The sequence below is a fragment of the Rhodothermus bifroesti genome (assembly GCF_017908595.1).
Classification (GTDB): Bacteria; Bacteroidota; Rhodothermia; order Rhodothermales; family Rhodothermaceae; genus Rhodothermus; species Rhodothermus bifroesti.
In genome coordinates this window covers 366,805-393,199 of record NZ_JAGKTL010000004.1, presented here as the reverse complement: position 1 = coordinate 393,199, position 26,395 = coordinate 366,805, and the positions used below count along the sequence as shown (strand labels likewise).

The 26,395-nt window shown below is 57.6% G+C and carries 20 protein-coding genes; 11 read left to right on the top strand and 9 right to left on the bottom strand.

Going from position 1 to position 26,395, the window contains the following annotated elements:
• The first annotated feature begins 15 nt into the window (after positions 1 to 15).
• The 3 genes from def (at position 16) to J8E65_RS10835 (ending at position 3,301) form a co-directional block, all read left to right on the top strand.
• The gene (gene def / locus J8E65_RS10845) at positions 16 to 585 is read left to right on the top strand and encodes a peptide deformylase (RefSeq protein WP_210375807.1); all 570 of its coding nucleotides are present in this window, start codon (positions 16 to 18) and stop codon (positions 583 to 585) included.
• 65 nt (positions 586 to 650) lie between these two features.
• Entirely contained in the window at positions 651 to 980 is a 330-nt protein-coding gene (locus tag J8E65_RS10840) for a hypothetical protein (protein WP_210375805.1), read from the top strand.
• A 41-nt stretch (positions 981 to 1,021) separates the two neighbouring features.
• Positions 1,022 to 3,301 (top strand): TonB-dependent receptor, encoded by a 2,280-nt coding sequence (locus J8E65_RS10835; RefSeq protein WP_237181938.1) that lies wholly within the window; start codon positions 1,022 to 1,024, stop codon positions 3,299 to 3,301.
• A 34-nt stretch (positions 3,302 to 3,335) separates the two neighbouring features.
• Here J8E65_RS10835 and J8E65_RS10830 read toward each other — a convergent pair whose 3' ends face one another.
• Complete coding sequence (locus tag J8E65_RS10830; protein ID WP_210375803.1) at positions 3,336 to 4,826, bottom strand: PKD domain-containing protein; 1,491 nt, start codon at positions 4,824 to 4,826, stop codon at positions 3,336 to 3,338.
• Between the two features lie 177 nt (positions 4,827 to 5,003).
• Between J8E65_RS10830 and J8E65_RS10825 the strand changes: the two genes are divergently transcribed.
• Entirely contained in the window at positions 5,004 to 5,438 is a 435-nt protein-coding gene (locus J8E65_RS10825; protein ID WP_341481761.1) for a MerC domain-containing protein, read from the top strand.
• Positions 5,439 to 5,487: 49 nt separating this feature from the next.
• On the opposite strand, the gene J8E65_RS10820 is transcribed toward J8E65_RS10825, so the two are convergent.
• From J8E65_RS10820 to J8E65_RS10785, 8 genes are all read right to left on the bottom strand, one after another.
• Complete coding sequence (locus J8E65_RS10820; RefSeq protein ID WP_210375798.1) at positions 5,488 to 9,348, bottom strand: efflux RND transporter permease subunit; 3,861 nt, start codon at positions 9,346 to 9,348, stop codon at positions 5,488 to 5,490.
• Positions 9,349 to 9,365: 17 nt separating this feature from the next.
• Positions 9,366 to 10,544 (bottom strand): efflux RND transporter periplasmic adaptor subunit, encoded by a 1,179-nt coding sequence (locus J8E65_RS10815; protein WP_210375797.1) that lies wholly within the window; start codon positions 10,542 to 10,544, stop codon positions 9,366 to 9,368.
• Positions 10,545 to 10,573: 29 nt separating this feature from the next.
• The gene (locus tag J8E65_RS10810; RefSeq protein WP_210375795.1) at positions 10,574 to 12,178 is read right to left on the bottom strand and encodes a TolC family protein; all 1,605 of its coding nucleotides are present in this window, start codon (positions 12,176 to 12,178) and stop codon (positions 10,574 to 10,576) included.
• A gap of 18 nt (positions 12,179 to 12,196) precedes the next feature.
• The gene (locus J8E65_RS10805; RefSeq protein ID WP_237181936.1) at positions 12,197 to 12,847 is read right to left on the bottom strand and encodes a TetR/AcrR family transcriptional regulator; all 651 of its coding nucleotides are present in this window, start codon (positions 12,845 to 12,847) and stop codon (positions 12,197 to 12,199) included.
• Between the two features lie 191 nt (positions 12,848 to 13,038).
• Entirely contained in the window at positions 13,039 to 13,734 is a 696-nt protein-coding gene (locus tag J8E65_RS10800) for a DUF2461 domain-containing protein (protein ID WP_210375792.1), read from the bottom strand.
• Complete coding sequence (locus J8E65_RS10795) at positions 13,731 to 14,933, bottom strand: M20 metallopeptidase family protein (RefSeq protein WP_210375790.1); 1,203 nt, start codon at positions 14,931 to 14,933, stop codon at positions 13,731 to 13,733. Before J8E65_RS10795 ends, J8E65_RS10800 begins: the two co-directional genes overlap by 4 nt.
• Positions 14,934 to 14,939: 6 nt before the next feature.
• Entirely contained in the window at positions 14,940 to 16,682 is a 1,743-nt protein-coding gene (locus tag J8E65_RS10790) for a M28 family peptidase (protein WP_210375789.1), read from the bottom strand.
• 73 nt (positions 16,683 to 16,755) lie between these two features.
• Positions 16,756 to 17,631, bottom strand: coding sequence for a DUF58 domain-containing protein (locus J8E65_RS10785; RefSeq protein WP_237181935.1), 876 nt, complete (start codon positions 17,629 to 17,631; stop codon positions 16,756 to 16,758).
• A 270-nt stretch (positions 17,632 to 17,901) separates the two neighbouring features.
• On the opposite strand from J8E65_RS10785, the gene pyrR reads away from it, so the two are divergent.
• From pyrR to J8E65_RS10750, 7 genes are all read left to right on the top strand, one after another.
• On the top strand, positions 17,902 to 18,477 hold the full coding sequence (gene pyrR, locus J8E65_RS10780; protein WP_210375786.1) for a bifunctional pyr operon transcriptional regulator/uracil phosphoribosyltransferase PyrR: 576 nt from the start codon (positions 17,902 to 17,904) through the stop codon (positions 18,475 to 18,477).
• A gap of 17 nt (positions 18,478 to 18,494) precedes the next feature.
• Positions 18,495 to 18,845 carry an FxLYD domain-containing protein gene (locus J8E65_RS10775; RefSeq protein ID WP_210375785.1) on the top strand — a complete coding sequence of 117 codons (351 nt, stop codon included), beginning with the start codon at positions 18,495 to 18,497 and terminating at the stop codon, positions 18,843 to 18,845.
• A gap of 3 nt (positions 18,846 to 18,848) precedes the next feature.
• A complete protein-coding gene (locus tag J8E65_RS10770; RefSeq protein WP_210375783.1) occupies positions 18,849 to 19,343 on the top strand; it encodes a gluconokinase in 495 nt (164 codons plus the stop codon).
• Positions 19,344 to 19,468: 125 nt separating this feature from the next.
• On the top strand, positions 19,469 to 20,809 hold the full coding sequence (locus J8E65_RS10765; protein WP_210375781.1) for a GntP family permease: 1,341 nt from the start codon (positions 19,469 to 19,471) through the stop codon (positions 20,807 to 20,809).
• Positions 20,810 to 21,112: 303 nt separating this feature from the next.
• Positions 21,113 to 21,523, top strand: coding sequence for a hypothetical protein (locus tag J8E65_RS10760; RefSeq protein WP_210375779.1), 411 nt, complete (start codon positions 21,113 to 21,115; stop codon positions 21,521 to 21,523).
• A 91-nt stretch (positions 21,524 to 21,614) separates the two neighbouring features.
• Positions 21,615 to 22,976, top strand: a complete 1,362-nt coding sequence (locus tag J8E65_RS10755; protein WP_237181933.1) for a type II secretion system F family protein — start codon at positions 21,615 to 21,617, stop codon at positions 22,974 to 22,976.
• A gap of 147 nt (positions 22,977 to 23,123) precedes the next feature.
• On the top strand, positions 23,124 to 26,390 hold the full coding sequence (locus tag J8E65_RS10750) for a GspE/PulE family protein (protein WP_237181932.1): 3,267 nt from the start codon (positions 23,124 to 23,126) through the stop codon (positions 26,388 to 26,390).
• Positions 26,391 to 26,395 lie beyond the last annotated feature (5 nt).

Sequence of the window (26,395 nt, the reverse complement as noted above, 5' to 3'; positions counted from 1 at the left end):
TCCAACAAAAGCGCTATGGTGTTGCCGATTCATATTTACGGCGATCCTATCCTTAGAGAACGCACGCAGCCAGTTCAGGCCGATTCGCCGGAATTGCAGCAGTTACTCGACGACATGGTGGAAACCATGCATGCGGCTTCAGGCATTGGCTTGGCTGCCCCACAGGTAGGTCGTCGTGAACGCGTATTTGTGGTCGACCTCACGCCTATGCAAGAGGAGCTAGAGGCTTCCGGGGAAGTACTGGCCCCAATGCCGATGTTCTTTATCAATCCGGAAATTGTGGAAGCTACGCCGACGCGTTGCAGCATGGAAGAAGGCTGCTTATCGATTCCAGACGTTAGAGAGCTGGTTGAACGTCCTGAAGGCGTAGTCATCCGCTATTTGGATCGTCAGTTTCGGCCTCAGGTGCTCGAAGCTCATGGCATGCTGGCGCGGGTGATTCAGCACGAGTACGATCACCTGGAAGGTATTCTGTTTATCGACCGTCTGAGTGCGTTTCGGCGTCAACTTTTGAAGCGCCGGCTGCGTGACATCGCTCGGGGCCAGGTATCGGCTGAATATCCGCTAGCGCTGAGTCGGGTATAAGTTGGGCTTGAAGCAAAGGGGCTGTTGCGCTATTTTTAAAACGTATCCGCCAATTGCAGATCTTCATGCTGCCGCGCATGCGGAAACGGGCTTGGGGCTTGCTGCTGGCCTTTGGCATAAGCACGATCGGGCTTCCGGTGGTGCACCAGGTGCAGCATGCCCGATGGGCCGCTACAGATAAGCCGGTAACCGTTGCCTGGCAGCAGTTGGCTGAGCGCTACCGGGTGCCTGATCCGTGCAGCCTCTATGCCAGCTTGCATTCCTTGGCACCGGTTGGCTGCAGCGTCGGGGTGAAACAACCCTGGTGGGTTGATCTGCCCATACGCTCTCCGCTATCGCCGGCGCTTCCCACGCTTCGCCACCAGTCCATTCGCGCACCTCCAGCTTGGGGCTAACCCCTAGATGCCCTTTCCGTGGTTAGTCCTATTCACCTATTATGGAGGATTGTGCGATGCAGTACGTCAAGCGTTTACTGCTGCTTTTGAGTTTGTTTTTGCTGGTGAACGTTCACGTCTATGGCCAAGCCTTAGAAGGGCGTGTAACCGACGCCGCTACTGGAGAGCCGCTGGCAGGGACTACGGTGCTCGTTACTGCCCTTCAGCTGGGTACCACGACAAATGCAGAAGGCTATTACCGGCTTTCCTTGCCGCGTCCTGGTCGCTACCGTGTACTTTTTAGCTTTGTGGGTTACCGGTCACAAGTTCAGGAGGTTGTGCTGGGTGCCGAAGCTCAAAGGCTTGACGTGGCTTTGTCCGCTACCACCTTGGAGGCTCCTGAGGTGACCATTACAGCGAAAACCCAGGCTACGGATATTCTGGCAACACCTCAGTCTGTTGCTGTGCTCGAGGGCGATCTGCTGCGCCTTGGGCGAGGGGTAACGGTGGCGGACGCGTTGGCGCAAACGCCAGGAGTACATCTGCTGCATACGGGCCCTGGCGTAGCCAAACCGGTTGTCCGCGGGCTTTCTTCGCAACGCGTGCTCGTGGTACAAGATGGCGTGCGCCAGGAAGGCCAGCAGTGGGGAGACGAGCACGGCGTAGAGATCGATGGCGCAGCAGCCGAGCGTCTCGAAGTTGTCAAAGGACCAGCAAGCCTGCTTTACGGATCCGATGCCCTAGGCGGGGTGGTGCAGATCACTACCAGGAGTCCTTTCGCCTACGAACGCCCACTGCACAGCGAAATTACCCTGGAAGGCGCCAGCAACACCCGTATGGGGAGCGCCCACCTTGAGCTGGGTGGACGCCAGGATAGCTGGGCCTATGCTGGTCGCTTGGCGCTTCGCCAGGGCGGTGCCTATAGCACGCCACGCGGGTTGGTGCCCAACACAGCGCTAGAAGTTGCAGATGGGGCACTTCAGCTGGGTTACCAGAAGCAGGACCAGCAATGGCTGCTAAGCTATGGTCGATACCAGGCAAAGCTGGGGTTTTTTGAGCCTGAGACAGATCAGGATGAAGTGCCGCAGGCGCATGAGGACCGCTACGACATCGGTGAACCTTACCAGCGCCTCGTGCATGATCGCTTGCAGCTTCGCGGGCGCTGGCCGTGGGGCTTAGAGCGACTGGAACTCAACCTCGCCTGGCAGCAAAACGACCGCCGGGAATTTGGTCACGCTCACGACGGAGCAGGGCACGGGCCAGAAGAAGAACCAACATTACACTTACGTCTACGTACCCTGACGAGCGACCTGCGCATGCACCACCGTCCGCTGGGTCCACTTTTTGGTACAGTTGGCCTGAGTGGTTTTTTCCAGCGAAACGAGACGCTTGCCGAAGAAGCGCTGATTCCAGGCGCTCGGGTTTGGAACGGGGCCATTTATGTGTTTGAAGAGGTGTATTTGCCCCAATTGACGCTTAGTGGCGGTCTGCGATGGGACGTGCGACGGCTTTCGGTAGAGGATAACGAGGAGCTGGGCGTGCTTGCGCAGAAGCGCACCTATCGGGCACTAACGGGTGCGATTGGGCTTGCCTGGCAAGTGCGCTCGGACCTTTCGCTGGCAGTGAACCTGGGACGTGCCTGGCGGGCACCTACGCTGAACGAGCTCTTTTCGCGCGGTGTGCATGAAGGCACCAGTCGCTTTGAGATCGGCAAACCTACGCTTGAGCCCGAGCAGAGCCTTAGCCTCGACGGTACGCTTCGCTGGTTGCGGGAGGCCGTGTATCTGGAAATGAGTGCCTTTGTTAATCACGTCGACCGGTTCATCTTTCCGCGGCCTACGGGACAACGTGATCCAGACTCAGGTCTTTGGATCTATGCCTTTGATCAGGCTGAGGCCCGGCTTTGGGGAGGGGAGGTGCTGCTTAACGTTGGGCTATGGCCCTGGTTGCACTTGCACCTTGGGGGTGATCTGGTGCGAACACGTAACCTGGAAACCAGAGAACCATTGCCGCTTACGCCGCCACCGCGGCTTGTGACCGCAGTGGAGCTGCACTGGGAGCAGTGGGGCGCTGCACGTGAAGTAATGCTTCGGGTAGGTCCTACCTGGGTAGCTGCGCAGCGGCGGGTAGCCCCCGAAGAGCTGCCTACGGATCGCTATGTGCTCTGGAACGCAGCCGTTTCAGCCCAATGGCAACTGGGGGCCTGGAGGCTCACAACAGACCTGGCCGTGGACAACTTGCTAAACCGCGCTTACGCCAGTCATTTAAGCCGTTTGCGGCCGTATGGCGTTTTGGATCCTGGGCGAAACGTGCGGCTGCGCGTCGAGGTGCAATTACCTTAAAGGTAAGGGGCCCCAGGGGCCCCTTACCTTTAGGTTATCGCGGCCAGCGAATCACAATGGTGTCGACACGGCGCTGCACTTGGCATCCAGGGCGGTCTTCTTGGGGACAAGGTGGGGGAAGCTCGCCCAAACCGCGAAAGATCAGGCGCTCGGGCTCAATGCCCTGGCTTTGATAGTAGTTATAGACCGTTAGGGCGCGTCGTAGCGAAAGCAATGCGTTGAACGCCTCACCGCCTACGTAGTCGGCGTAGCCAACCAGTTGCACTACTAGATCTGGACAGCTTTGCAGTACGCGGACGTTTTGGTCCAGGGCTGCCTGTGCCGCTTCACTGAGCGTGCTTTGGCCAAAGGCGAAGCTTACCGATTCCAGCTGGGTGATTAAGTCGCACGTATTCGGCTCAACGACGATGCGAACAGAGGCAGAATCTTGCCCTAAGTCGTTGCTTGCTGTGAGCGCAACGGTGTATGTCCCTGCTTTGTTAAACCGACGGCTTGTGCGGGCCTGCACGGCCATGAGGCCCATTGCCTGGCCTTCTTCAAACTGGTACTGGTTTTCTGCAGCAAAGCTGCCTTCCCCATCGCCGAAGTTCCAGCTGTAGCGGATGTTAGGGCTACCCTCCACCAGGGCTTCGAAGCTTACTGTGGTGCCTCGGGATATGGTGTCGGCACTGGCCTCAAGCGATAGGATGCGCACAGGCTGCGGCATCTCGCCGACCTGTACCAGGTGGGTAGCGGTTCGCACAACCCCAGCAGCATTCTGGGCTTGCACCTGGATTTCGTAGCGGCCTGGCAAACGGTAGCGATGCTCGACAACAGGCCCGGTGTACTGGCTACCATCGCCCATGAGCCAGAAAAACGACACCGGCCGTGAAGCGGCCTCATCGACCCGGGCAGTGAACGTACCGTACTGGCGCCGTTCTAACTGGCTTGGCCCTTCAATCAAGAGCGTTTGAATAGGAATCGGCAGCGGCCTCAGCGTTACCCGAAAACCGATGCCGAAAAATCCCAAGCCATCAAAAGCAGCTCGCCCACTTCGGAGGTTGTCGGCTGCTCGGTCAGGGAAAACCCCGTTCGCACTGGCCTCCACAAAAAAAGCCACATTCCGGGTCAAAACGTAATCGGCACCTAAGGCTGCGTTTAACCCAAAACCCGTCTTATAGCCTCCCAGGGTGATATGAGGGCCAATGTTGAAATAATGGCTTAGTCGCCGATAGGGAAAAACACGCCAGCGCAGCTGCCCTTGAATAAGGTGAAACTGGTGATAATCTCGGCTCACTTTGGGGTAGTTCCCCCCTTCGTATCCGATGCCAATGCTTAGACCCGAAAGAAACTGATACCCAATATTTCCTTTGAGTGCATATGGCTCGACGGCATAGGTCGAATGATCTGTTTCACTCAGCGAAGGGCCTATGCCAAAGCGCAGATAAGGCCCTGGGGTAATCCAAATGCGCTGGGCTACTGCCGGACAGGTGGCCCCTAAACTTCCAAGCAAGAGCAAGGTCCTTAGCAGTCGCGATGGGTTCATATGCATACCAATTGGTCTTTTAGAAGGCCAAGGATGACGGTTAGGGGGCCCGACCGCTTTTTGCGTAAATAGGGAGTATACAAAAACTATCACGCGAAAAACAGGTAGAAGACGCGCTTTCGTGAATCCGAGCGTTAAGTTCTGGCGTTTCCGCCTATGGTGTTTTGACGTAGGGTGATGGTTATGAGCTCAGCACGTTCTGCGAAGCAAGGGGGATGGTTATGGGATCGGTTAGGCATATGGCTTTCAGGCATCTGTCTTGTGCATTGTCTGCTGCTGCCGATAACCTTGTTTTTGCTCCCTTTGGGCGCTATGCTGCTTACTTGGCATGAAGACGTGCACCTTGCATTTGCGTTACTGCTCGTGCCTACAACGCTGTTGGCGTTTTACCAGGGTTACCGGTGTCATCATCAGAAACGGGTGTTGGGATGGTTTGGCGTGGGGTTGAGTTTGGTGCTGCTGGCAAGCTTTCCAGGGCACGACGTGCTGGGCGTTATCGGAGGTACAGCAGTGACCATGCTGGGTAGTGGCTTGCTCATTTGGGGCCATTGGCAAAACTGGCGACTTCGCGCCCATTGCGATGTAGTGCTGGCTCGAGAAGAAGACCCCTAGATCCAAAAGCCCCGCCCTAAAAGGACGGGGCTTGGCGTGAAAGACAGGTTTAGGCCCCGTCAGGACGCAGTGTTACGGTTTCAATTTCGGGCGTTACGGCTCCATTGCTGCTTTCCGTAGCTGTCGACGCGCGGCCTATAAAACGCTGCACGTGTGTAGCTAGGGAATCGAACGAGGAGTACAGCACTGGCATGATCACAAGCGTCAGAAACGTGCCAAACGTCAGCCCGCTAATGATCGCTGTACCCATGGGGCCCCAAAACTGCGTGTTTTCAGATCCGATTTGAAAGGCAGGATCCCAGTTGGCCAGTAAGCCCACGAAGTCTACGTTAATTCCAAGCGTAAGCGGCACCAACCCGATCACTGTGGTTAGCGCGGTTAGGATCACTGGGCGCAAGCGGGTTGCTCCCGCTTCGATGATCGCCTCACGCTTGCTGTAGCCGCGCGCGCGCAGCTGCATGATGTAGTCAACCAGCACAATGTTGTTGTTGACCACAATGCCCGCTAGCGAAATCAGGCCAATAAACGTCATCAAGCCAAAGGCTGTGCGCGTGAGCAGCAAGCCCAGCAGGACCCCAATTAGGCTAAGTCCTACAGCAACCATAATCAAAAATGGGCCACTGACCCGATTAAACTGGGCGATCATGATCAAAAAAATCAGCGCCGATCCAATCAGCAGGGCTGTGGTTAGAAAGCTAAACGATTCCTGTTGCTCTTGATTTTCGCCGGTATAGGCTAAGTGGTAGTTTGGAGGGAGCGATTGCTCGTAGTCGGCTAGGTATTGGCGTACTTGCTGCAGCACGACCTGGGCATTGTAGCCAGGAGCAACGTCGCCGGTAACGGTAGCTACGCGTTGCAGGTCTAGCCGCGTAATGGCGCCTAGCCCGTTGCCTAATTCGAATGTGGCCACCGCTGTAAGGGGAATTTGCTGTCCTTCGTGCAAGATGGTCAGGCTGCGCAGGCTTTCCAGTGAGCGGCGGTCAGCTTCTTTAAGGCGTACGGTGATGTCATATTCGTCTTTGCCTGCGCGATACTGGCTGGCTTCAATGCCGTTGATGGCTGCGCGCACAGTAGAGGCAATTTGCTGGGTATTGAGCCCAAAGCGTCCTGCCCGCTCGCGGTCAATGCGCACGCGCAGTTCAGGCCGTCCCGTGTTTAGGTTGTCAGCAATGTCGACCAGTCCGGGAATGCGGCCGGTCTCAGCAGCCTCAATGAGGCGCTGCTTGACTTCTTGCGTAATGCGTACAATTTCCTGGAAATCAGGTCCAGAGATTTCGATGTTGACCGGCGGGCCGGTGGGTGGTCCAGGGTTGTCCTGGTCGATTTCCAAGGTTACCCCAGGGAGCCCCTGGAGTTGCTGGCGCAGCCGGTCCATTGTTTCCCGGCTCGAAACGGCACGCTTTTCATAGTCAACCAAGTCCAGCGTGATCGTGGCTACTTCGGGGCGTGTCGATCCGCCCCCAAAGAGGCGGTCGCCACCGACACCCACATTGACCTGGATATGCTTAACATTGGCGCGATCTTGTGGATTTTCGGCCAGGAGCTGTTCGATGCGGGCAAGTGCCTCGCGGGCAATCTGGTCCGTGGTTTCTACGTTCGTGCCTAAGGGAGCCGTTAGCCGAACTTGGATCTGGTTGGGATCTGTTTTGGGAAAGAACTCGACCCCAGTAGGGGTGATGGCAAACATGGCCAAAATGGCCAAAAGTGCGCCGAGTACACTGTTGAGCAGACGTGCCCGGTTGTCGGTCAAAATCAAGTAGCGACGTCTGTTTCGGTTAAAAAGTGCGCCTAGGAGGCCTGCCCCAATCACAACAGCTGGCAGCAACAAAAGCTCAACAAGGGTCGTGAGGGCTACTTCACGGGAGCTCAGGTACATGAGGCCGGTAACGACCAGAACTACAGCACCAAATCCTAGGCCTCCACGCACCGTCGCCCACCCGCCTAAGAAAAGCGTCTCTAGCGTATGCAACACCACGCCCAGTAGACCCACGATAGCTAAAAGCGCACCAGGGATTAGGAGTACCATGCCTGCCGGACCACCTAGTAGGGCAGCGATGCCCCCGCCCAGTGCCAGCAAAATGACTCCCAACGTCAGACTACCCAGCGTAAACGTGTTGCGCAGCAGGGCATGGGGTACCGAATAGTCACGTTCTAGCATCCAGTTTAAAAAGGTGCGATAGCGGCGGATGAGTCCCGGCAGGCCATTGCGAATAAACCGGTTGCCAAGCGGCTTAAAGATGAATCGGTGTAGCCCATAGATGGTCGGTATAGCTACAACCAGCACCACCAGCGTTTTCCAGTTGGCTAAAGCCAATATCAGGCCAAGTGCCAAAATCACACCGGCTAGTACCATCCGTACCCGGCGTGGCATTGGGGCAGAGGCTTCGCCCTCCAGTCGCATAAAGTAGGCCGTGAGCACTGGATTGATGACCAGTGCGACAAAAAGCGAGGCGGTCAACGTGATGATGAGCGTAAGCGGCAAGAAGCTCATGAATTCCCCAATGATGCCTGGCCAAAAGAGCATGGGAACAAAGGCGGCCACCGTAGTAGCGGTTGAAGATACCACGGGCATGCCAACCTCTGCTGTGGCTAGTCGAGCTGCTTCAAAGCGGCCATATCCCTGCTCGCGAAAGCGATAAATGTTCTCGACAATGACGATGGCATTGTCGACCAGCATGCCCAGCGCAATGATCAGCGAAAACAGAATCACAAAGTTAAGTGCGTAGCCTAGCGCTTGAAACACCAAAAACGAGAGTAGCATCGATAACGGGATGGCAACGCCCACCAGCGTAGCTGTGCGTACACCCAGGAAAAACAGCAGCACGGCAACGACAAAGATGAGCCCACTGATGATGTTGTTTTCCAGGTCGCGTACCAGGGTGCGCACGTTTTCGCTTTGGTCACCGGTAATTACCACCTCGGTTCCTGTGGGGAAGGGGAAACGGTCGAGTACGCGCTGGATGGCCTCGGTCGTTTTTAAAATATTGGCTCCGGAGCGTTTGCGGATGCTTAGGCTCACCACCTGCAGCGGTTCACCGTTTGTGCGATGCACTGCAACCAATTGACCGTTTGCTTCCCGCTGCAGCACACGCAGATAGGCGTAGCTATCCCGCTCTTTGTAGCCAAAGATTACTTCGGCCACATCTCGCACGTAGATGGGCTGGCTGCCTACGGCTTTGATGACCAGGTGGTTGATTTCCTCAGGTGTTTTGAATTCCCCGTCTACGCGCACGAGATAATTGAGCCGATCCACATCAATGGAGCCGCCAGGCAGGTTAACGTTTTCACGCCGGATAGCATCGACCACATCGTTAAAGGTTAAGTTATAGGCTTGCAGGGCGGCGCGGTCTACGTTCACTTGCACCTCGCGCTCCAGTCCCCCGACGACAGTGGCTTCCAGAACGTCGGGCAGTGCTTCGAGCGCATCCGATAGATCTTCCGCCACCTCTTTCAGTCGGGAGAGGGCATATGGAGCAGCCAGGTTAATGGTCATGATCGGTAGCTCCGAAAGGTCGATCTCGCTAACGATCGGTTCTTCGACATCGCTGGGCAGATTTGCTTTGGCTAGGTCGACCTTGTCGCGTACTTTTTGAAAGGCCTCGTCCAGCGTGATTTGGTCTGGCAAGAACTCAACCACAATGGTCGAAACGCCTTCGGTAGAGGTAGATCGGATTTCTTTGATGCCAGTAATGCCCTGCAGCTCTTCCTCAATCGGTTGAGTTACCAGTGCTTCAATATCTTCAGGACTGGCTCCAGGATAGAGGGTCGTGATGACAATATTGGGAATTTCGATGGAGGGGAATGACTCTTTAGGGATGGTGAGGTAGCTGATGAGTCCCCCGATTGACAGCAGCACGGTGAAGACCAGTACCGTGGTGCGTTGGCGTATGGCGAAATTGGTAATTTTCATGGCCATCCCTGATTGAGTTAAGGCGTTTGCGCTGCTGCGGCTGTGGTGTCGCTCAAGACGCTAGCAGCCTCACTGGCCGAGCGATAGGTTTGCAAGATTTCAAGCAGATCGCCGTCGGTTAGGTTATTTTGCCCGAGTACGACGATGCTTTCCCCTGCTTGCAGGCCCTGGTTGACGACGACCAGTCCATCGGCCGAAGGGCCGAGCGTTACGGTGCGGAAGCGGGCTGCTGGCCCTTCGGCCGTGCTGTCGACCACGAACACGCCTGTCCCCGTCTCGCTACGCACAATAGCCGGAAGGGGAACGACGACCACGCTGTCGAGTGTTTGCCGAGCCAGGCGCAGGCGAACAACCATTTCGGGCTTAATCTGCCCATCGGGATTTTCGAGTGCGATCTCGATAGGGAAAGTGCGGCTAGCCGGATCGATGGCATTCCCGACAAACGTGATGCGCGCGTTGCGGGAGGCCAACCCATAGGCTTGAAAACTTAACGTCACGGGCGTGCCCGGACGGACATCCCGCGCGTAACGTTCGGGAACCCCGGCCCGCACCTTAACCTGCTGTAGGTTTACCAGACGCACCACGGGTTGTCCTAAAGCAATCTGTTCCCCTTGGTTTACGAAATGGGCTTCTACCGTACCCGGAAATGGCGCGCGGATTACGGTGTGCGCTAGTTGCTTGCGCGCTTGCTCTAAGGCAGCTTCGGCAAGCCGCAGCTGGGCTTCGGCTTGGTTGCGCTGCGCACGGACGTTTTCAAACTCAAGCGGACTGATGATCGAGTCGCGAAAGAGGGGTTCCTGTCGCCTAAAGTTGTCAAGCGCCAGCTCGTAGGCAGCTCGGGCGCTGGCCAGCTGGGCTTCGGCTTGCTGCAAGGCAGCTTGTGCCAGCGTCTGGTCCAGCTGCGCCAGCACTGCACCGGCTGCAACACGCCGGCCCAGGGGTGCAAGGTATTCCACTGTGCCCGAAGCCTGGGCCGAGAGCGTGGCGTCCTGCTCAGCTGCTACTGTGCCGGTAAGATCGATCCAGTCCACAAACCGTGTTAGCTCTAGCTGAAGCACTTCGACACGCACGCGGCGTTTAGAGGCTACCTGCGCTGCTTCGGGGGTTGGCGCCGAAGCTTCAGGGGCCGTGCAGGCCGGCAGTAGGCTAGCTATGAGCACAGCCGCGCAGTAAGCCTTCAAAACAGGTGTATGCATGGCATTTTCTCGGTTAGAAGGTGAGGAAACTACCGGGGTTCATGCTGCAGCGTCAGCTTGAACTGATCCTCCTGGCCAGGGGGGAGAATGAGTCCAACGGCGGCCTCGAAGGCACTTTGGGCCGTGAGGTAATCGTAGATAGCCTGGAGATAGTTCAGTCGGCTCAGGTCGAGTTGCTGGGAAGCTTCCCGTTCTTCGAGCGGGCTAGCCACGCCTTCGCGCAACCGGATGCGGGCGTGCTCATAGTTGAGCTCGGCGCGTTCAACGTTGCGTTCCTGGCTGACCAGCCGGCGGCGTGCGGCCTCCAGGTCGCGTAGCGCCTGCAGCACCTCTAAGCGCACCTGTTCCAGCTGCTGAGCGTAGTCGAGTTCGGCTTGCTTAAGGGCAAGCTGGCGTTGCTGTACCCGAGCCGAGGTCTGAAATCCGGAAAAGATCGTCCACGTTAGGCGCAGGCCTACACCTATCGAGGGGTTCCAGTAATCCCGGGAGAAAAAGTTGTTCGTGCGTTGGGAAAACGTAAACGGATCATCCGGGTCTGAAAGGATCAGGCTGCGGTAGTCCGGTACGTTACCGATATAGTTCAGGTTGGCGAAGGCGCTTAGCCGAGGGTAACGGCTTGCTTGGGTCAGTTCCCGATCAATTTCGCGCAGCTTGATCTCGAGCCGAAACTGCTCCAGGTCGGGCCGACGCTCGAGAGCCATCGCCAAGGCGTCTTCTAAAGAGACCTGTTGGTAGCGGCTTACGTCGGGAGCTTCAAGTCGGCCACGCAACCTAATCGGCTGCTCGATGGGGATGCCTAGCAACAGCTTGAGTTGATCTTGGGCCTGGGCCGCTTGGTTTTGAACCTGAATGAGTTGGGTTTCTAGGTTAGCTAGCTCAACCTCAGCGCTCAGGCGCTGAAATTGGGGTGCAACGCCTTGGGCCACACGCTGGATCGTCTCCTGAAGCGTTGCTCGCGTGCGCTCGACGCTTTGCGCTACCACATGCACGTGTTCTTGAGCCAGCAACGCCCCATAGAAGGCTCTGCGCACTTGGTCAATCAGCACCTGCTCTTGTCGCGCGACGCCTTGCTCACCAATCGCTTTGAGTACTGCTGCACCTTTAATGGCTGCAAAAGCAGTTTTGCTAAAGAGCGTTTGTTCAATGCTGAGGCTACCAACGAACTGGTTGTCCACAGCGAATGGATTTTCACTGGCGCGTACCCGAATGCCAGCTTCTTCCAGCCCCTGTTGTTGACGATCTACGAACTCACTAAACGAGATCGGCTCCGTAGTCGGGTCGTCGTCGGTGCGGGCACGCTCGTTATAAGCCAGCCAGTCAATAAAGCCCAACGAGTTAAACAGATTGCCTGCACTTGAACCCGCAAACGGGTTGGCACTTTTGACATTGCGCGTGTAGCTTGCGCTCAAATTGACCTGCGGCAGCACCTGCCCCCAGGCTTCGCGTACCTGCGCCTTTGCGTTTTCCACGCCGAGGCGCACGCGCTCAAGCGCCCGGTTTTGCACCAAGGCTATCTGAATGGCTTCCTCTAAGGTTAAGGTTATGGGCTGCGGGCGCGCCTCAGGCGTTAAGATAGGCTGTGCAGCAAGCGGAAGCGGGAGAAATAGCAAAATCTCTAAAATCACGCGACGCATAACGCTTTTTTCTGATTTTTACGGCTTCAGTAGACCTTCGAGCAGCAACGTGCAGAGAAAGTGCGCAGCGGCTTCGGAATCGATCAGCGCCTGACGCTGCGCAGGAAGATGCTGGCATGCTTTCAGCATAAGATGCATATGAATGCCATGCAGGTTGCCTATGAGGGTATGGGCTACGGCTTCTGGTGGTAGTGGCTTTACTTCGTTCCGCTCAATAGCCCCCTGAATATGACGGCTCAGGTGCTGCACAACGCGGTTGTATTGATCCTGGAAAAAGGCAGCCCGCTCGGGCTCCGGGCTTAGCAACATACGCTGCGACTCGCGCATAACCAGCAGCAGGACTTCGTGGTGCTGCGCAAAAAAGGCAAAACTGGCACGTACAAACGCCTCAAAGCCTTCACGAAAAGACGCTGCTGGCGTAAAAGCTGCATCGATAAGCTCCTGGAATTGTGCAAATACCTCCTCAAAGACAGCAAAAAACAGCTCATCTTTGCCCCCGGGAAAGTAGTTGTACAAGGTGCCCTTACCGAACTCGGCCCGCTGGGCTATTTCTTCCAGCGTCGCGTTGGCATAGCCCTTTTCGGCAAAGACTGCGCGCGCAGCCTCCAGCATGGCCTGCCGGCGCATCAGCCGCTCGCGCTCTTTGCGGGATAAGTTTGCGGAATTCATGAATGTATGGTCAAAAAGTGACTTACTAGTCAACTTTTGACCTATACGTCAAATTTCCGTGTGGGATGCGCAGTTGGTATTAAGACGGTGTGAAAAGCAGAAAGCGTGTGCGTGGGAAGGTGTGTTTGTGTTGTTTCTCAGAGGTGGTATGCTGCGCTTGAGCGCACGCGGGGTTTGGGGCTTAAAGCGGGTTAGGCGTCTTGTGCCTGCCAGCCGAACGTCAACAAAGGCAGTACGCTTTCGGTAAAGCGGACAACTTGCTGCGTAAAGGTGGGTTTGAGTACGGCTTCGTTGGGGACGTCTTGGCTGACCAGGAAGGAATTCCAGCGCAGGTAGGGGGCCACTGGGGAATGGGCGGCATCTTCGAAGCCGCGCGGTAGGCGTTTGCATGCGGTGTCGGTTTCCAGTATCAGACCTTGGGCTTGAAGATGGTGCACCAGGGCTAAGAAGGTATCGGCTTCTTGGAGGAGGTGTTGGCGCCAGCGCCGCAGCAAGCGCGCGTCGGGTTTCCAAAAACCTGCGCTCAGAAACGATGCGTCGGGTTCGATGTGGATGTACACGACGCCTTGTTCGTTACGGCTGCCGCTGCGGGAGAGCACGGCCCCGATATGGGTTTTGTAGGGCTGCTTGTTTGGGGAAAAACGCGTGTCGCGATAGATCCGAAACAGTCCCTGTTCGGGGTCGCCGCGCAGCGGCAAGCCCCGTCGAGCAAGCTCGCGGCCTACTTCGGCAAGGAGACACTGCATTGGCCAGCGCAGCTCATCTTCATAGATGGGCTTACGAGGTCGAAACCAGGCGCGGTCGTTGTGCTGCTTTAGTTGGCGCAGGAAAGCAAGCGCTTGGGGTCGAAAGCCAGGGAAGGGGGGAAAATCGTGCAGATTGGTCATGGGGCTGACTGCAAGTAGCGCCAGGTCAGGTAGGCCATAAAGCCTGGAGCAATGCGCAGGGCTTCTTCATCGATCGTAAAGCGTGGCGTATGTAGGCCGCTGGTGATGCCTTTTGCGGGGTTACCTGTGCCGATGCGATAGAAGCAGCCTGGACGTTCCCGCAGAAAATAGGCAAAGTCTTCGCTGGCAAACCAAGGCTCAAGCTCTACGACACGGTCGGGTCCTACGTACTCACAGGCAGCTTGGCGCACCAAAGCTGTGGGATCTTCGTGGTTGTAGAGTGCTGGGTAGCCTACCACAATCTCTACGTCGGCCTCGGCACCATGGGCTTGGGCGGTATGCTGCACAACGCGTTGGATTAGCTTGTGGGCTCGGAAACGCCAGTCTTCGTCCATGGCGCGGAAGGTGCCCTCAAGGCGTACGGTAGCGGGCAACACATTGGTAGCCCCCTCGGCAAGCACGCGTCCGATGGAGAGTACCGAAGGGACGTCGGGTGGTGCATGGCGACTGATGATGGCCTGGAGCGCTATAATAATGTGCGCAGCCACAAGCACGCCATCGGCTTGTAGCCGGTGAGGTGCAGCGGCGTGCCCTCCTTCGGCCCGAACGGTGATGTAGAGCTCGTCGGCCGAGGCCATGTACATGCCGCTGCGCACGCCGATTGTGCCAGCGGGCAAATCCGGCTGCACGTGCTGGGCAAAGACAACTTCTGGGGCTGGAAGGTCGTTGGTGGCTTCCAGCACGCCTTCACGGATCATGGCTTGGGCGCCACCAGGCAGTTTTTCTTCGCTGGGTTGAAAAACCAGTCGCACCTGGCCGCGCAAGCGCGTGCGCAGTTGGGCAAGGATCATCGCTGTGCCCAGCAGCGAAGCCGTGTGCGCGTCGTGGCCACAGGCGTGCATTTTGCCTGGGTAGCGTGAGCGAAAGTCAAAGTCGTTTTCTTCGTGAATGGGCAGCGCGTCCATGTCGGCCCGAAGCAAGACCGTTGGACCTGGCGCTGCGCCACGCAGTGTGGCTACGACACCTGTGCGGGCTATGCCGGTTTGGATTTCTACCCCTAGTGGTTGCAGCGTTTCGACAACCAGTCGGGCTGTTTCGTACTCCTCAAAGGCAAGCTCCGGATGAGCGTGAATCACGCGCCGCAGGCGTACGACCTCTGGAAAAATTTCGTGGCTAAGCGCTTGAATTTCTTTCAACATATCCCTTTAGTTGAATCCCGTTCCAGTTACAGCAGGGCGCGTTTCCTGGTTGGCCACTTGCCAGGCGGTACCGAAAATGAGCCGGGTGATGCGTGCCATGCGTTCATAGTCGATCTTGTGCGGCTCGTCGCCGGTGCCGTGATAGTCTTCATGGGTACCGGTGAAGAAGAAAATAAACGGGATGCCGTGTTTGCCAAAGTTCCAGTGGTCTGAACGCGCGTAGAACCGGTTGGGGTCGTCCTTGCTGTTGAAGCGCTCGTCGAGCACAAGTCCGATACCGGTGCGTTCGTTGACGCGCACGTTGATCTCGTGCAGTTCTTGCGAAATCAAGTTTGAGCCAATGATGTAGACGTAGTTTGCTTCGCCTTGCCGCGTGGGATCATGACGGCCGATCATGTCGATGTTCAGGTTAGTAACGGTCTTTTCCAAAGGGAAGACCGGTTCTTGGTCGGCGTAGTAAGCAGAGCCTAGCAGGCCTTTTTCTTCGCCGGATACGTGCAGAAAGAGGATAGAGCGGCGGGGCGCGTAGCCGTCACTTGCGGCCTGCACGAAGGCCTCGGCGATTTCAAGCAAGGCAACCGTGCCGGTGCCATCGTCGTCGGCACCGTTGTAGATGTGGTCTCCCTCTGCTAAGGGGTCAATGCCCACGTGGTCGTAGTGGGCCGAAAGGACGACCACTTCGTCTTTAAGCAAGGGATCAGCGCCCTCAATGTAGGCCAGGACGTTTTCGGTTTGGGCTTGGAAGGTTTCTTCGGTGATGGTGCCTTCGAGCATGACCTGGGGAAGGCTAAGCACCACAGGACGACGTGAGGCGTCGATTTGCTGCTGCAGCTCGGCAATGGTGTAGCCGCTGGGGGCAAGCAAGGCATCGGCCAAGCTACTGCTGATAACCCAGATGGGCGGGATGGCCATGCGGGTGCTGCCAGGGGTAAGCGACAAGCGGCCTACGTGCGCGCTAAGTGCCTGTGCCAAACGCGCAGCGCGTTCTGCAATAGGCTGTCGGTTACGTGGGGAGCGGTCTCCCACAATGAGGATGCCGGCTACGCCGGCTTCTAGGGCTCGGCGCAGCTTGCGGTAGGGCTGCGTGGTCCATTCCGAAAGCTTCCCGTCTGGCGTTAGACGGCTTGTGGTGTCGTTGGCCAAAGGCTCATCGGCCAAGATTAACAGCCAGCGCCCCCGGAGCGCAATGCTATCGGCAGCCAGCGCAGCATAGTCGTCGTAGCCCAGTGCTGGTGCAGCAATACCGTAACCTCCAAAGACCAGGCTCCCCGCAGTGCCTTCTTGGCCACCTAACCATAGGTAGCCTTCAGTTGCAGGGTGCCCTGGGCCAAACCGCAGGTCGGCTAGCGTGTCAGCAGCTTGCCTAGCCACCAGACGAGCTTCAAGCAGGCGCTGTCCGTAGACGGTAAACGGCTGAAAGTAGGCTTCAGGAGCATAAGGATGGCTGGTCTTTTGCGTGCCCGCTGGCCGAAGCCCGAGCTTTCGGTATTGGCTTGCTAGGTAATAAGCAGCCAGCTTTTGGCCTCGCGTGGTGGTCTCGCGACCCTCAAAATAGTCTGAAGCCACGATAAATAGGTGCGCAGCCAGGTCTTCCGGTGTGATGGTGGCTTGGTAGCGCGCAACCAAAGCCGGATTTTCGAATACGGTTGGCGTACTGGCCGGCGTTGCCTGCTGGGCATGCGTGGTGCTAACTCCCCAAAAGCCTACGATCAGCAACCCAAGTAACCTCAAAGCACGTAGAGCCGTCATGATGCGTTTTTCTTCGGAGCGTGAGAAAATAACCGTTCTAAAATAGGCAAAGTGAGCGCATTTTTGCATAGGATTAGCTTAGGCGTTGGCGTTTGTTCAGGTAGGCCATGAGGGCTGCGTCGTAAGGTTGGGCGGTGTCGAGCTCGACAAAGTCGATGCGGTGCTCTAGGCAGCGGCGGCGGAAGTGCTCGGTAAACTGCTGTAGGGCTTGGATGTAGGCCTGCCGAAACTGGGCCGGGTGCAGAGTGAGCGTTTCGCCTGTTTCCATGTCGACAAGCCGGAGTGGTCGGTCGGGGAGCTCCAAGCGTCGCTCAGTGGCGGCTTCAAGCACGTGAAACACCAGCACTTCGTGGCCGCGGTGACGCAAGTGACGCAGCGCTCGTAACAGCTCTTCGTGGGCAGCTGCATTGTCAAACAAATCTGTGATGAGCACTACCAGGCCGCGGCGCGGCAGCCGCTCGGCGACTTCGTGCAGCACTGGAGCCACAGCAGTGCGGGTCGTCGTGGCATTACCCTCGGCGCGAACCAGCCGTTCCAGATGGGCCAGCAAAGTATGCAAATAGCCCGGCTTGCTCCGAGGGGGAAGTAGCGTGTGCACGCGCTCGTCGAAAGCAATCAGCCCTGTGGCGTCGCGCTGGCGCAACATCAAAAAATGTAGCGCAGCCGCCAAATAGGCGCCATATTCCAGCTTCGTTAGCGGACTGCGATAGCGGTAGCGCATCGAGGGCGACGTGTCGAGCACGACGTAGTGCCGCAAGTTGGTTTCCTCTTCGTACTGCTTGACGTAAAAACGATCTGTCTTGCCGTAGACTTTCCAGTCGATGCGGCGCAGCTCATCTCCAGGGTTATAGGGTCGATGTTCTGCAAATTCGACAGAAAAGCCGTGATAGGGGCTGCGGTGCAGTCCGGTAATGAACCCTTCGACGATCAAGCGTGCCCGCAGCTCCATGTTTTTAAGGCGCGAAAGCACGCTCGGGTCTAGGTACTGCAAGGTGGGAGGGCGGGTCACCGTATCCGATTGATTGTGTGCGGAAAGCTGACCCCTTTTAGCATAGCAAAAGCTAAGGGTTCCATATGGCTCTTTTGGAGGCCAGGACGCTTTCCTACCTTGGCCTATCAGCTTTAGCCTACGAAAAACTGCTTTCCTTGAGGGGTAGGCGGGATCCTTTTACCCCTTGCAGGCGTGTGGGCCGGCAGCTGCTAACCTTAAGCCACACGCATGGAAGCCCAGGATCGCATCAAAGCGCAGCTCATGGATGCGGCCGATCTGGACCGAACGCTCGAGCGTATGGCCCGGCAAATTATCGAGCGGGCTGCGCTCGACGCTACCAGCGAAGGCCGCCTGGCACTGGTCGGAATGCAGACACGCGGCGTCTACCTCGCCCGCCGCTTGCAGACCAAAATTCAGGCTGCAGCTGGCTTAGAAGTGCCTGTGGGCATTCTGGACGTAACAATGTACCGCGACGACGTTCGGCTCCGCGCCCGGCAGCCTGTGGTGCGTCCTACGCACATTCCGTTCGACGTCACCGACCGCTACTTGGTCCTGATCGACGACGTGATCTATACGGGTCGCACAGCCCGAGCTGCACTCGATGCGCTGATGGACCTAGGTAGGCCTGCTGCCGTCTATCTGCTCGTCATGATCGACCGCGGGTTGCGCGAACTGCCGATCTGCCCCGACATCGTAGGTCGCCAGGTACCTACATTGCCCGGTGAAGAGGTGCGCGTGCGCTTGCGCGAAGTGGACGACCGCGAAGGTGTTTGGCTGGTCGAAACTGCGCCTACTCTGGTATAAACAACATCCCTTTGAGCATGCAACGTCGCATGTTTGGCTTAAGCGCGGTCGCGCTGCTCGTGCTTCTCAGTGCTGGATGCAGCAGCAAAAAGACCGCCCAGAACCCTGTCGAGATCCAAAACCTGCGCTACCAACAATGGTCCGACGGCACGCGGGTCGTAACTGGCGTGGTCCGCAACCGGACCAACCAAGCCATTGCTGACCTACAGCTTGAAGTTGGTCTCTACGATCAGCATAACCGCCTGGTAGGCACCATGCACGTCTTGGTGCAGGATATTCCGCCACGCGGGCGCAAGCGTTTTCGCCAGGTGGTCGATGCCAAAGAAAACGTGCAAGGCGTTCGTGTGCGCAGCGTACTCCTGCTTTAAGCCATGATCGTGGTGGTCATGGGCGTCTCGGGCGCGGGCAAAACGACCATCGGACGCGCCTTGGCCCAAGCACTTGGCTGGCCTTTCTACGATGGCGACGACTTCCACCCGCCGCAGAACATCGAAAAAATGCGGCAAGGCATTCCGCTCACCGATGCCGACCGTTTGCCTTGGCTGGAAGCCTTGCACGCACTTATGCACCAATTGCTGCTTAGCGGCCAATCGGCGGTGGTAGCCTGCTCGGCCCTGAAGCGTAGCTATCGCGACCTGCTACGCCGCGCTGGTCCCGAAGTACGCTTCGTCTACTTAGCAGCCGATCCCGAGCTCATCCGTCGGCGCCTCGAGGCGCGGCGCGGCCATTTTTTTGATCCTCAGCTGCTGCAAAGCCAGTTCGAGGCGCTTGAAGCGCCTGATGCTGAGGAAGCCTTAACGGTTGCGGCAGACCGCTCCGTCGATGCCCTTGTGTCAGAAATTCTGGCAGCGTTGCGCCAGCCCTAAAAGCTAGCATGCAGCGCTAAGCAGTCGCTTTGGACGCTTGCCGCAGGGAGCCTTTGGGGGCTTGCACTTCACAGGTAGGCTCCTGATCTTGAGCCACGCTCTAGTCGTTTTCTGCTGCCAAACTGATGAGCACTGTAGCACTGACGGGGTTGGCTTTGCTGGCCATAGCCGTTTTGCTTCTCCTGGTCCTTTGGATGCGGGTGCACGCTTTTGTGGCCTTAATGCTTACAAGCTTGCTGACCGCATTGCTTGGCGGTATCCCTGCTGACCGCATTGCCGATGTGCTGCGCGAAGGCATGGGCAGCACGCTAGGCTACATTGCGGTAGTGATCGGGCTGGGTGCCATGATTGGGGAAATGCTTCAGCAAAGCGGCGGAACGGCACGCATTGCCCAGTCGCTGCTCAAGCGCTTTGGCGAGCACCGGGCACCTTGGGCATTGGCGCTGACAGGCTTTCTGGTAGCGATCCCGGTTTTTTTTGACGTAGCGCTGATCTTGCTCCTGCCGCTCGTCTACAGCCTGGCGCACCGCACCGGCCGATCGCTGCTTTACTATGCCCTTCCGTTAGCGGCTGGGATTGCCGTGGCGCATAGCTTCATCCCGCCTACGCCAGGTCCAGTGGCCGTTGCGGGATTGCTGGGAGCCGACCTGGGATGGGTCATCCTCTTTGGGGTAATAACCGGCCTGCCCGCTACCATCGTCGGTGGCATCTGGTTTGGACGCTGGATGGCTGGCCGCCTCCACGTACCCGTGCCCCTGCACTTGTTTGCAGAACCAGCTGCCCCAGAGCAACCGATGCCTTCGTTCGGGCAAGCCGTAGGCGTCATCCTTCTTCCACTAGGGCTCATTCTGGTAGGCACAGCTGCTAGCGCTTTCTTGCCCCAAGAGCATATGCTCCGGCCTTGGTTGCGCCTGCTTGGCCATCCCTTTACTGCCTTGGTGCTCGGTACGCTTTGGACTTTTTATGTGCTGGGCTTGCGGCTGGGCTATCCGATGCGCACCGTGCAGCAATGCGCCACGAAAGCCCTGGAACCTACCGGACTGATCCTGCTGGTGACCGGTGCTGGCGGCGTCCTTAGCCGCGTGCTTGTGGAAACCGGCGTAGGCCAAGCCATGGCCGAAGCGCTGGCAGCGACACGCCTGCCGGTCATTGTGCTGGCCTTTGGCATTGCCCTGGCCGTTCGCATCGCCCAGGGATCGGCCACCGTGTCGATGGTGACCGCTGCCGGACTCATTGCACCCCTCCTCCAGGCCGGTACTTATGCGCAGCCCATGCTGGCCCTAGTCACGCTTGCCATTGCCGCCGGCGCAACCGCCTGCTCGCACGTGAATGATTCAGGCTTTTGGCTCATCAGCCGCTATTTGGACCTTTCGGAGGCCGACACGCTGCGCGTGTGGACGGTGCTGGAAACCATCTTAGGCTTGAGCGGCCTCGCTGCTGCTTTGCTCCTCAGCCTATGGGTGTGAGCCTTTTTCGTTTTTGCTTGAGCGGTTACCTATTGTAATGCCCAAGGCCCAATGCCAAAAGGCAGGGGAGGGTTCATCCTGCCTTTAAAAACGCCATTTCTGAGCAAAAGGGGGCATTTTCCATTTGTCGACATTGTCTGGCACGACGTGTGCACCGCTAGAAACCCAGCCTTTGGGGAAAAAGCCCTAGCCAAGCCGAATAAGTAAGTGCTTAAAGATTGCTCTGGCAGGGCCGATACTTCCCCGGAAGCTCGCCCTATGAAAAAACCAAACCGTTCATCATCAAACTAACGGAGGCACGTTATGGGTCAGCAACAACTTCTGCTCCTAGTGCTCGGTATGGTGATCGTTGGGATCGCCGTGGTGGCCGGCATCCAAGCCTTCTCGGAGGGGAAGGCTAAGGCCGATCGAGACGCTGCTGTCAGCGATGCGATGCGGCTCATTTCTGACATTCAGGCATGGAAGCTGAAGCCTAGTGCGTTTGGCGGTGGCGCAAATGCGCAAGGGTTTAACGGGGTTAGCTTTAGCGCCATCGGCATCAGCGATACTACTGCCGGTGGTAAGTACAAAACAGTTAATGGTTGCTATGAACTTACAGCTGGGACGAATGCTACGTTGAAAATTTATGCGGATACTACTGGTAACTGTAGTAATCAAATCGCTACTGTAACCATTAGTGGTACTACAGTACGCGACATTCAATGGCAATACTAAACGAAAATCTCCCGGCGGCGTCCTTTGGTGGGGCGCCGCCGGCTTTTCTGCTGCTTGCTTTTAGCCGCTATCAAAAGCCCTTGAGGGTGGCATGCCTGTCCGTGAGTTTCGCTTTAGCGGCGTGAGCGTCAGTGGGGTGCCGGTGCAAGGCACGGTGCTGGCGCCTTCGGTGCGGGCAGCCCGAAAGAAGCTGGCCGAGCTTGCCGAAAAGCACGGCTTCCGTCCTCAGCTGTTGCAGCCGCGCCGGACGTTTCTCTACAAAGTACGCCATCCCAGCGGCCGCATTATTACAGGCGAGCAGAAGGCCTACACGGCCGAGGAGCTCACCCAGGCCTTGCGCAAAATGGGCCTCGAGGTGATACGCGTCGAGCGCAAGGTGCTGGATTTCCAAATGAAGCCGCCGCGCACCGACATCATCATGTTTGTGCGCCTGGCGGCAAATTTGCTTCGGGAGAAGCTGCCCTTCGACGAGGTCCTGAACCTGCTGGTCAACGATGTTTCTTCGAATTCGCTGCGCCAGGTGATTCGGGACCTCAATGCCGACCTGAAAGCAGGACTGGAGGCGCAGCAGGCCTTTATGAAGCACCAGCACGTGCTGGGTAAGTTCACGGCCTATATGCTAGGCCTAGCCTCCAAAAGCGGCAACATGGCCGAAATCTTTGAGTCGACAGCCCGCTTTCTGGAGCGCCAAAACGAATTTCGCAAAAGCGTCCGCAGTGCCATGATCACGCCAGCGATTACAGTCATTGCGCTGGTGGCGACGTTCATTTGGTACGTGTGGTACATCTTCCCAATGACAGCCGGCCTTTTGGCCGACCTGGGCATGGAGCTGCCCCCTATGACCGCCGCAACGCTGGCTTTCTCGCAATGGCTCGACCGCAACATCCTCTGGCTGCTGTTGCTCTCGTGCGCGGCCATGGGCGGCTTTGTGGCCTTTGCACGCTCCGAAAAAGGCCAGCTGGTGGTGCATCGCTGGCTGATTAAGCTGCCGATTATCGGCAGCCTGTTGCACAAGCTGAACATCGAAATCTTTTGTCGGGTGTTTGCCATCCTGTATTCCAACAGTGGCGAAAACATCAGTGTGATTAAAATTGCTGCCGAGGCGTGCGGTAATCGCTACATGGAGCACCGGATCAAAACGATCACGGTGCCGCTGATGGTAGCGCAGGGTATGGACCTAGTGCGGGCCATGGAAGCTAGTGGCGTCTTTACGCAGATGGCCTTAGCGCGCTTCCGCAGCGGCTCGGAAACGGGGAATGTGCGCGGGGCAGCCGAGCAGATGGCAAACTACTACGAAAGCGAAACTTCGCTCAAGCTAAAGGCGGTTGTCGAAGGCATTCAGACGATCATTGCTATCCTGATCACGATCGCTATTGCGTTACTGACGGTGATTTCGTCGGAGGTGGCCTTGATTCAGCCTTCGTCGACCGACTTGATGCGCATGGGCCAATAAGTCCCCACCACGTGTTCCTTGAACCTCCCGAGGGTTTCCCTGATAAGCCCCGTGTTGCGTGGGCGCTTCTTCAACAGCCATCGGGTGGTGCCTTCCCCATGGGCAGGCCTTGGCCTGCTCCTCATAGCCCGGTAAAAGATCAAGCGTATGAGCTGGAGTGATCTCTTCGGGCGTCGTCGCTTGCTTCGGGAATGGAACGAAGAGCTGCGGCGGCTGAAATTGGAAGCCGAGAAATCCGCTAAGGCTGCCAATAGTGATTCAGATTTGAAGGGGCAAGAAGCGTTTGCGCAGCACGTGCCGAGCGGCTGGCCGTTGGCTGCAGGTGATGGGGCAGAAGCTGATCTGCCAGCTTTGGCGAGCGAAGCTGCCGACGAGGCACTGCCGGTCCAAGCTTCAGCGGAGGAGGCTGAGGCTTCGCTGCTGGAGACGGCAGAGGCTAAGCTGACTTCGGCAACGCAACAGGCAGAAGGCATGCCGCAGGCCAGCGCCTTGGACGCAGCTGGCGACGCAAAGTCCTTCACGAACGGTCAAGGTAGCTCCTCATCGGGTGGAGAAGGCCTATCGCCTGCGCGTGGAGGCAGTGAGCCTCCAAGCGCACCGCGCAACAACTTGCCTGAAGGGTCTTTTGCACCGGAGTTAGCTGAGATGTTTGAAGACGATGTTGTACTAAGCCTTCTCTACCATGGTGCGCTGCGGCTCGACCAGATTGCACAGGCGATTGCCGAGCGGCGGCAGCAGCCCGATCAGCCGCTTTGGCGCGTACTGCTGAACCAAAATGGGGTAGACCGCGAGGCTATTTTTGCCGAAGCTGCTCGCGTGGCCGGGATTGAGCCTGCACCGATCGATGAGACGCGTCCTTCGGTTGAATTTATCCGAGCCATTCTGCTGCTTTTCCCCGCCTCTGTACAGCAGCAGCTCTTTGCACATGGGTTGTTGCCTTGCGGTTTTACAGCAAACCCTGCCTCAGGCCAGCGGACGCTGCTACTAGCCACCTTTGACCCTACGCGGTCCGAGCTGGCCGCGGTGTTGCACTTGCTGGGCATGCCGGCCGCATTGCGTTACGCGCCGGAGCGCATTATTCAAAAACGCCTAGGAGAGCTAAGACTGCGACCGCCTGAATCCGCTGGGCTATCGAAGCCAGCGGGAACAGAAAAGCGTAGCGAAACGCCTTTGCCTGCGGAGCCTAAGGCCCCCGAGCCGCCCCCCTCGTTGCGGCAACTGGCTTGGGAGATAGACGAGACCGAACCTGAAACTCCGGAACCCGTAGCCGACGAGCCCGAAGACCTAGACTGGCTGCCGCCTTTAGCGCAGGATGCCGATGCGCCTGCTAGCTCGGCTGCGGCGGAACCCGAAACGCCTAGCTCAGCCGAAGGCCGTGGGCCTGATAAGGCACTTCCGGAAGACTGGGAGCAAAAGCCTCTGCGTGCACCAAGCGAGGCGCATCCAGAGCCGCATGCCGAAGCTCCGGCGCTGGATCCGGAGACCATTGTGGCGCTAGAGGCTATCGAGACTACGCCAGGCGCATTCGAAGGCGATGAAGAAGCCGACGAGACCGACAGCATCGACGAAGCTGTACCGCCGCCGGTGCAGATCGTGCTCGACGACCTGCCGGAGCTGAAAGAAGCGATTGTTCGCGACCGCGTCGTAAGCCGATTGGTCGAAAAGGGTGCGGTACCGCTGCACGTGGTCTACCAAGCTTACCAGCGTCAGCAGGAAGAACAGCTCAAAGAGCCCCTTTGGCGCGTGCTAGCGCAGCACGAACAGGCGCCCCAGGAAGCGATCTATGAAGAAGCAGCCCGGCTGTATGCCTTTCCGATTGCGCGGCTGGAGCCCGGCAAGCCCAGCCCCGAGTTTGTCCGCTCTGTCATGGATACCTTTGAGGAGGAAGTGCGCGAGCGGCTTATTGACCTACGTGTGATTCCTTTTGAGGTCGATCTGGATGCGCAGACCGGGGCAGTCAAGCTCGTGCTGGTGACCCACGACCCAATGCGGCCTGAGGTACACCGGTTGGTGCAGCGGCTTAAGCTGGAGCGTTTTGAGTTGCAGTATGCGCCACGTGGCCTGATCACCGCTGCCCTGCTTGAGGCCTATCCGCGACGCAATGAATACCTGGAGCGCGTGCGCGAAGAAGCTGCCTTTGACCTAGGCACCAGCTACGACACCGAAACCGAGCTGATCGACGAAGAGGCCCTCGAGGCCGAGATCAACCGCTCCAAGCTGATCAACCTCTTCGAGGCCACGCTGGTGGAAGCTGTCCGCCAAGGCGCCTCCGACATCCACATCTTCCCCAATAATCAGAAAAAAGTTGAGATTCACTTTCGCATCGACGGCCGGCTGTCGCGTTGGCATGTCGAAGACAAAGTGCATCCTGAGGCGCTGATTGCGGTCATTAAAGACCAGTCGGTGAACGTCGACCGTTTTGAGCGCGATGCAGCCCAGGATGGCTTTATCCAACGCTGGATCGATGACCACCTGATTCGCTTCCGCGTCTCGGTACTGCCCATCGCCAATGCGCTTGAAGATCTGCGCTCCGAGTCGATTGTCATTCGCGTGCTTGACGACCGCAAGGTCATCAAAGACCTGCGCCTGCTTGGGCTAAACAAAAAAGCCTTAGAGCGTTTTGAGCGGGCTATTCGCCAGCCGCATGGTATGGTGATCGTCACGGGGCCCACCGGTAGCGGCAAGAGCACCACGCTCTACGCCGCCCTCCACCAGGTCGTCAGTCCTGAGGTGAACGTGCTGACGATCGAAGATCCGGTGGAGTACATCATTCCTGGGGTGCGGCAGATCAAGCTCAACCACAAGCTGGGGCTTGAGGATGCCCTGCGGGCAATATTGCGGCACGACCCAGACATTGTGATGGTGGGTGAGATGCGCGACCGGCAGACGGCGGAGCTGGCCATCAAGCTGGCCAACACAGGGCATTTGACGTTTTCGACGTTGCACACCAACGATGCGCCCAGTGCGGTGAGCCGGCTTTACAAGATGGGGATTGAGCCGTTTTTGATTGCCTATGCGATCAATCTGGTGGTAGCCCAGCGCCTGATCCGAAAAGTGTGCCCAGCCTGCAAGGTGGAAGACAAAGACCCCGATTACGTAATGCTCCGAAAGCTGGGCTTTACCGACGAAGAGATTGCGCGCACTACGTTCTACAAGGCAGGCCGTAACCGTCATTGTAAGGTATGCAAAGGCGTAGGCTACAAAGGTCGGCGGGCGATTGTAGAGGCCATGTATTTCTCGCGGACGATTCGCCACATGATTGTCGAGGCTCAAGGAGCGATCGACGAAGACGCGCTGCGCGAGCAGGCCATCAAGGAAGGCATGCAGACGTTACGCGATGCTGCCCGTGAAGTGGTGCTCTTAGGCGAGACCACTGTGGAGGAAATGGTACGCGTTACAACCACGGAAGAATAAGGCGT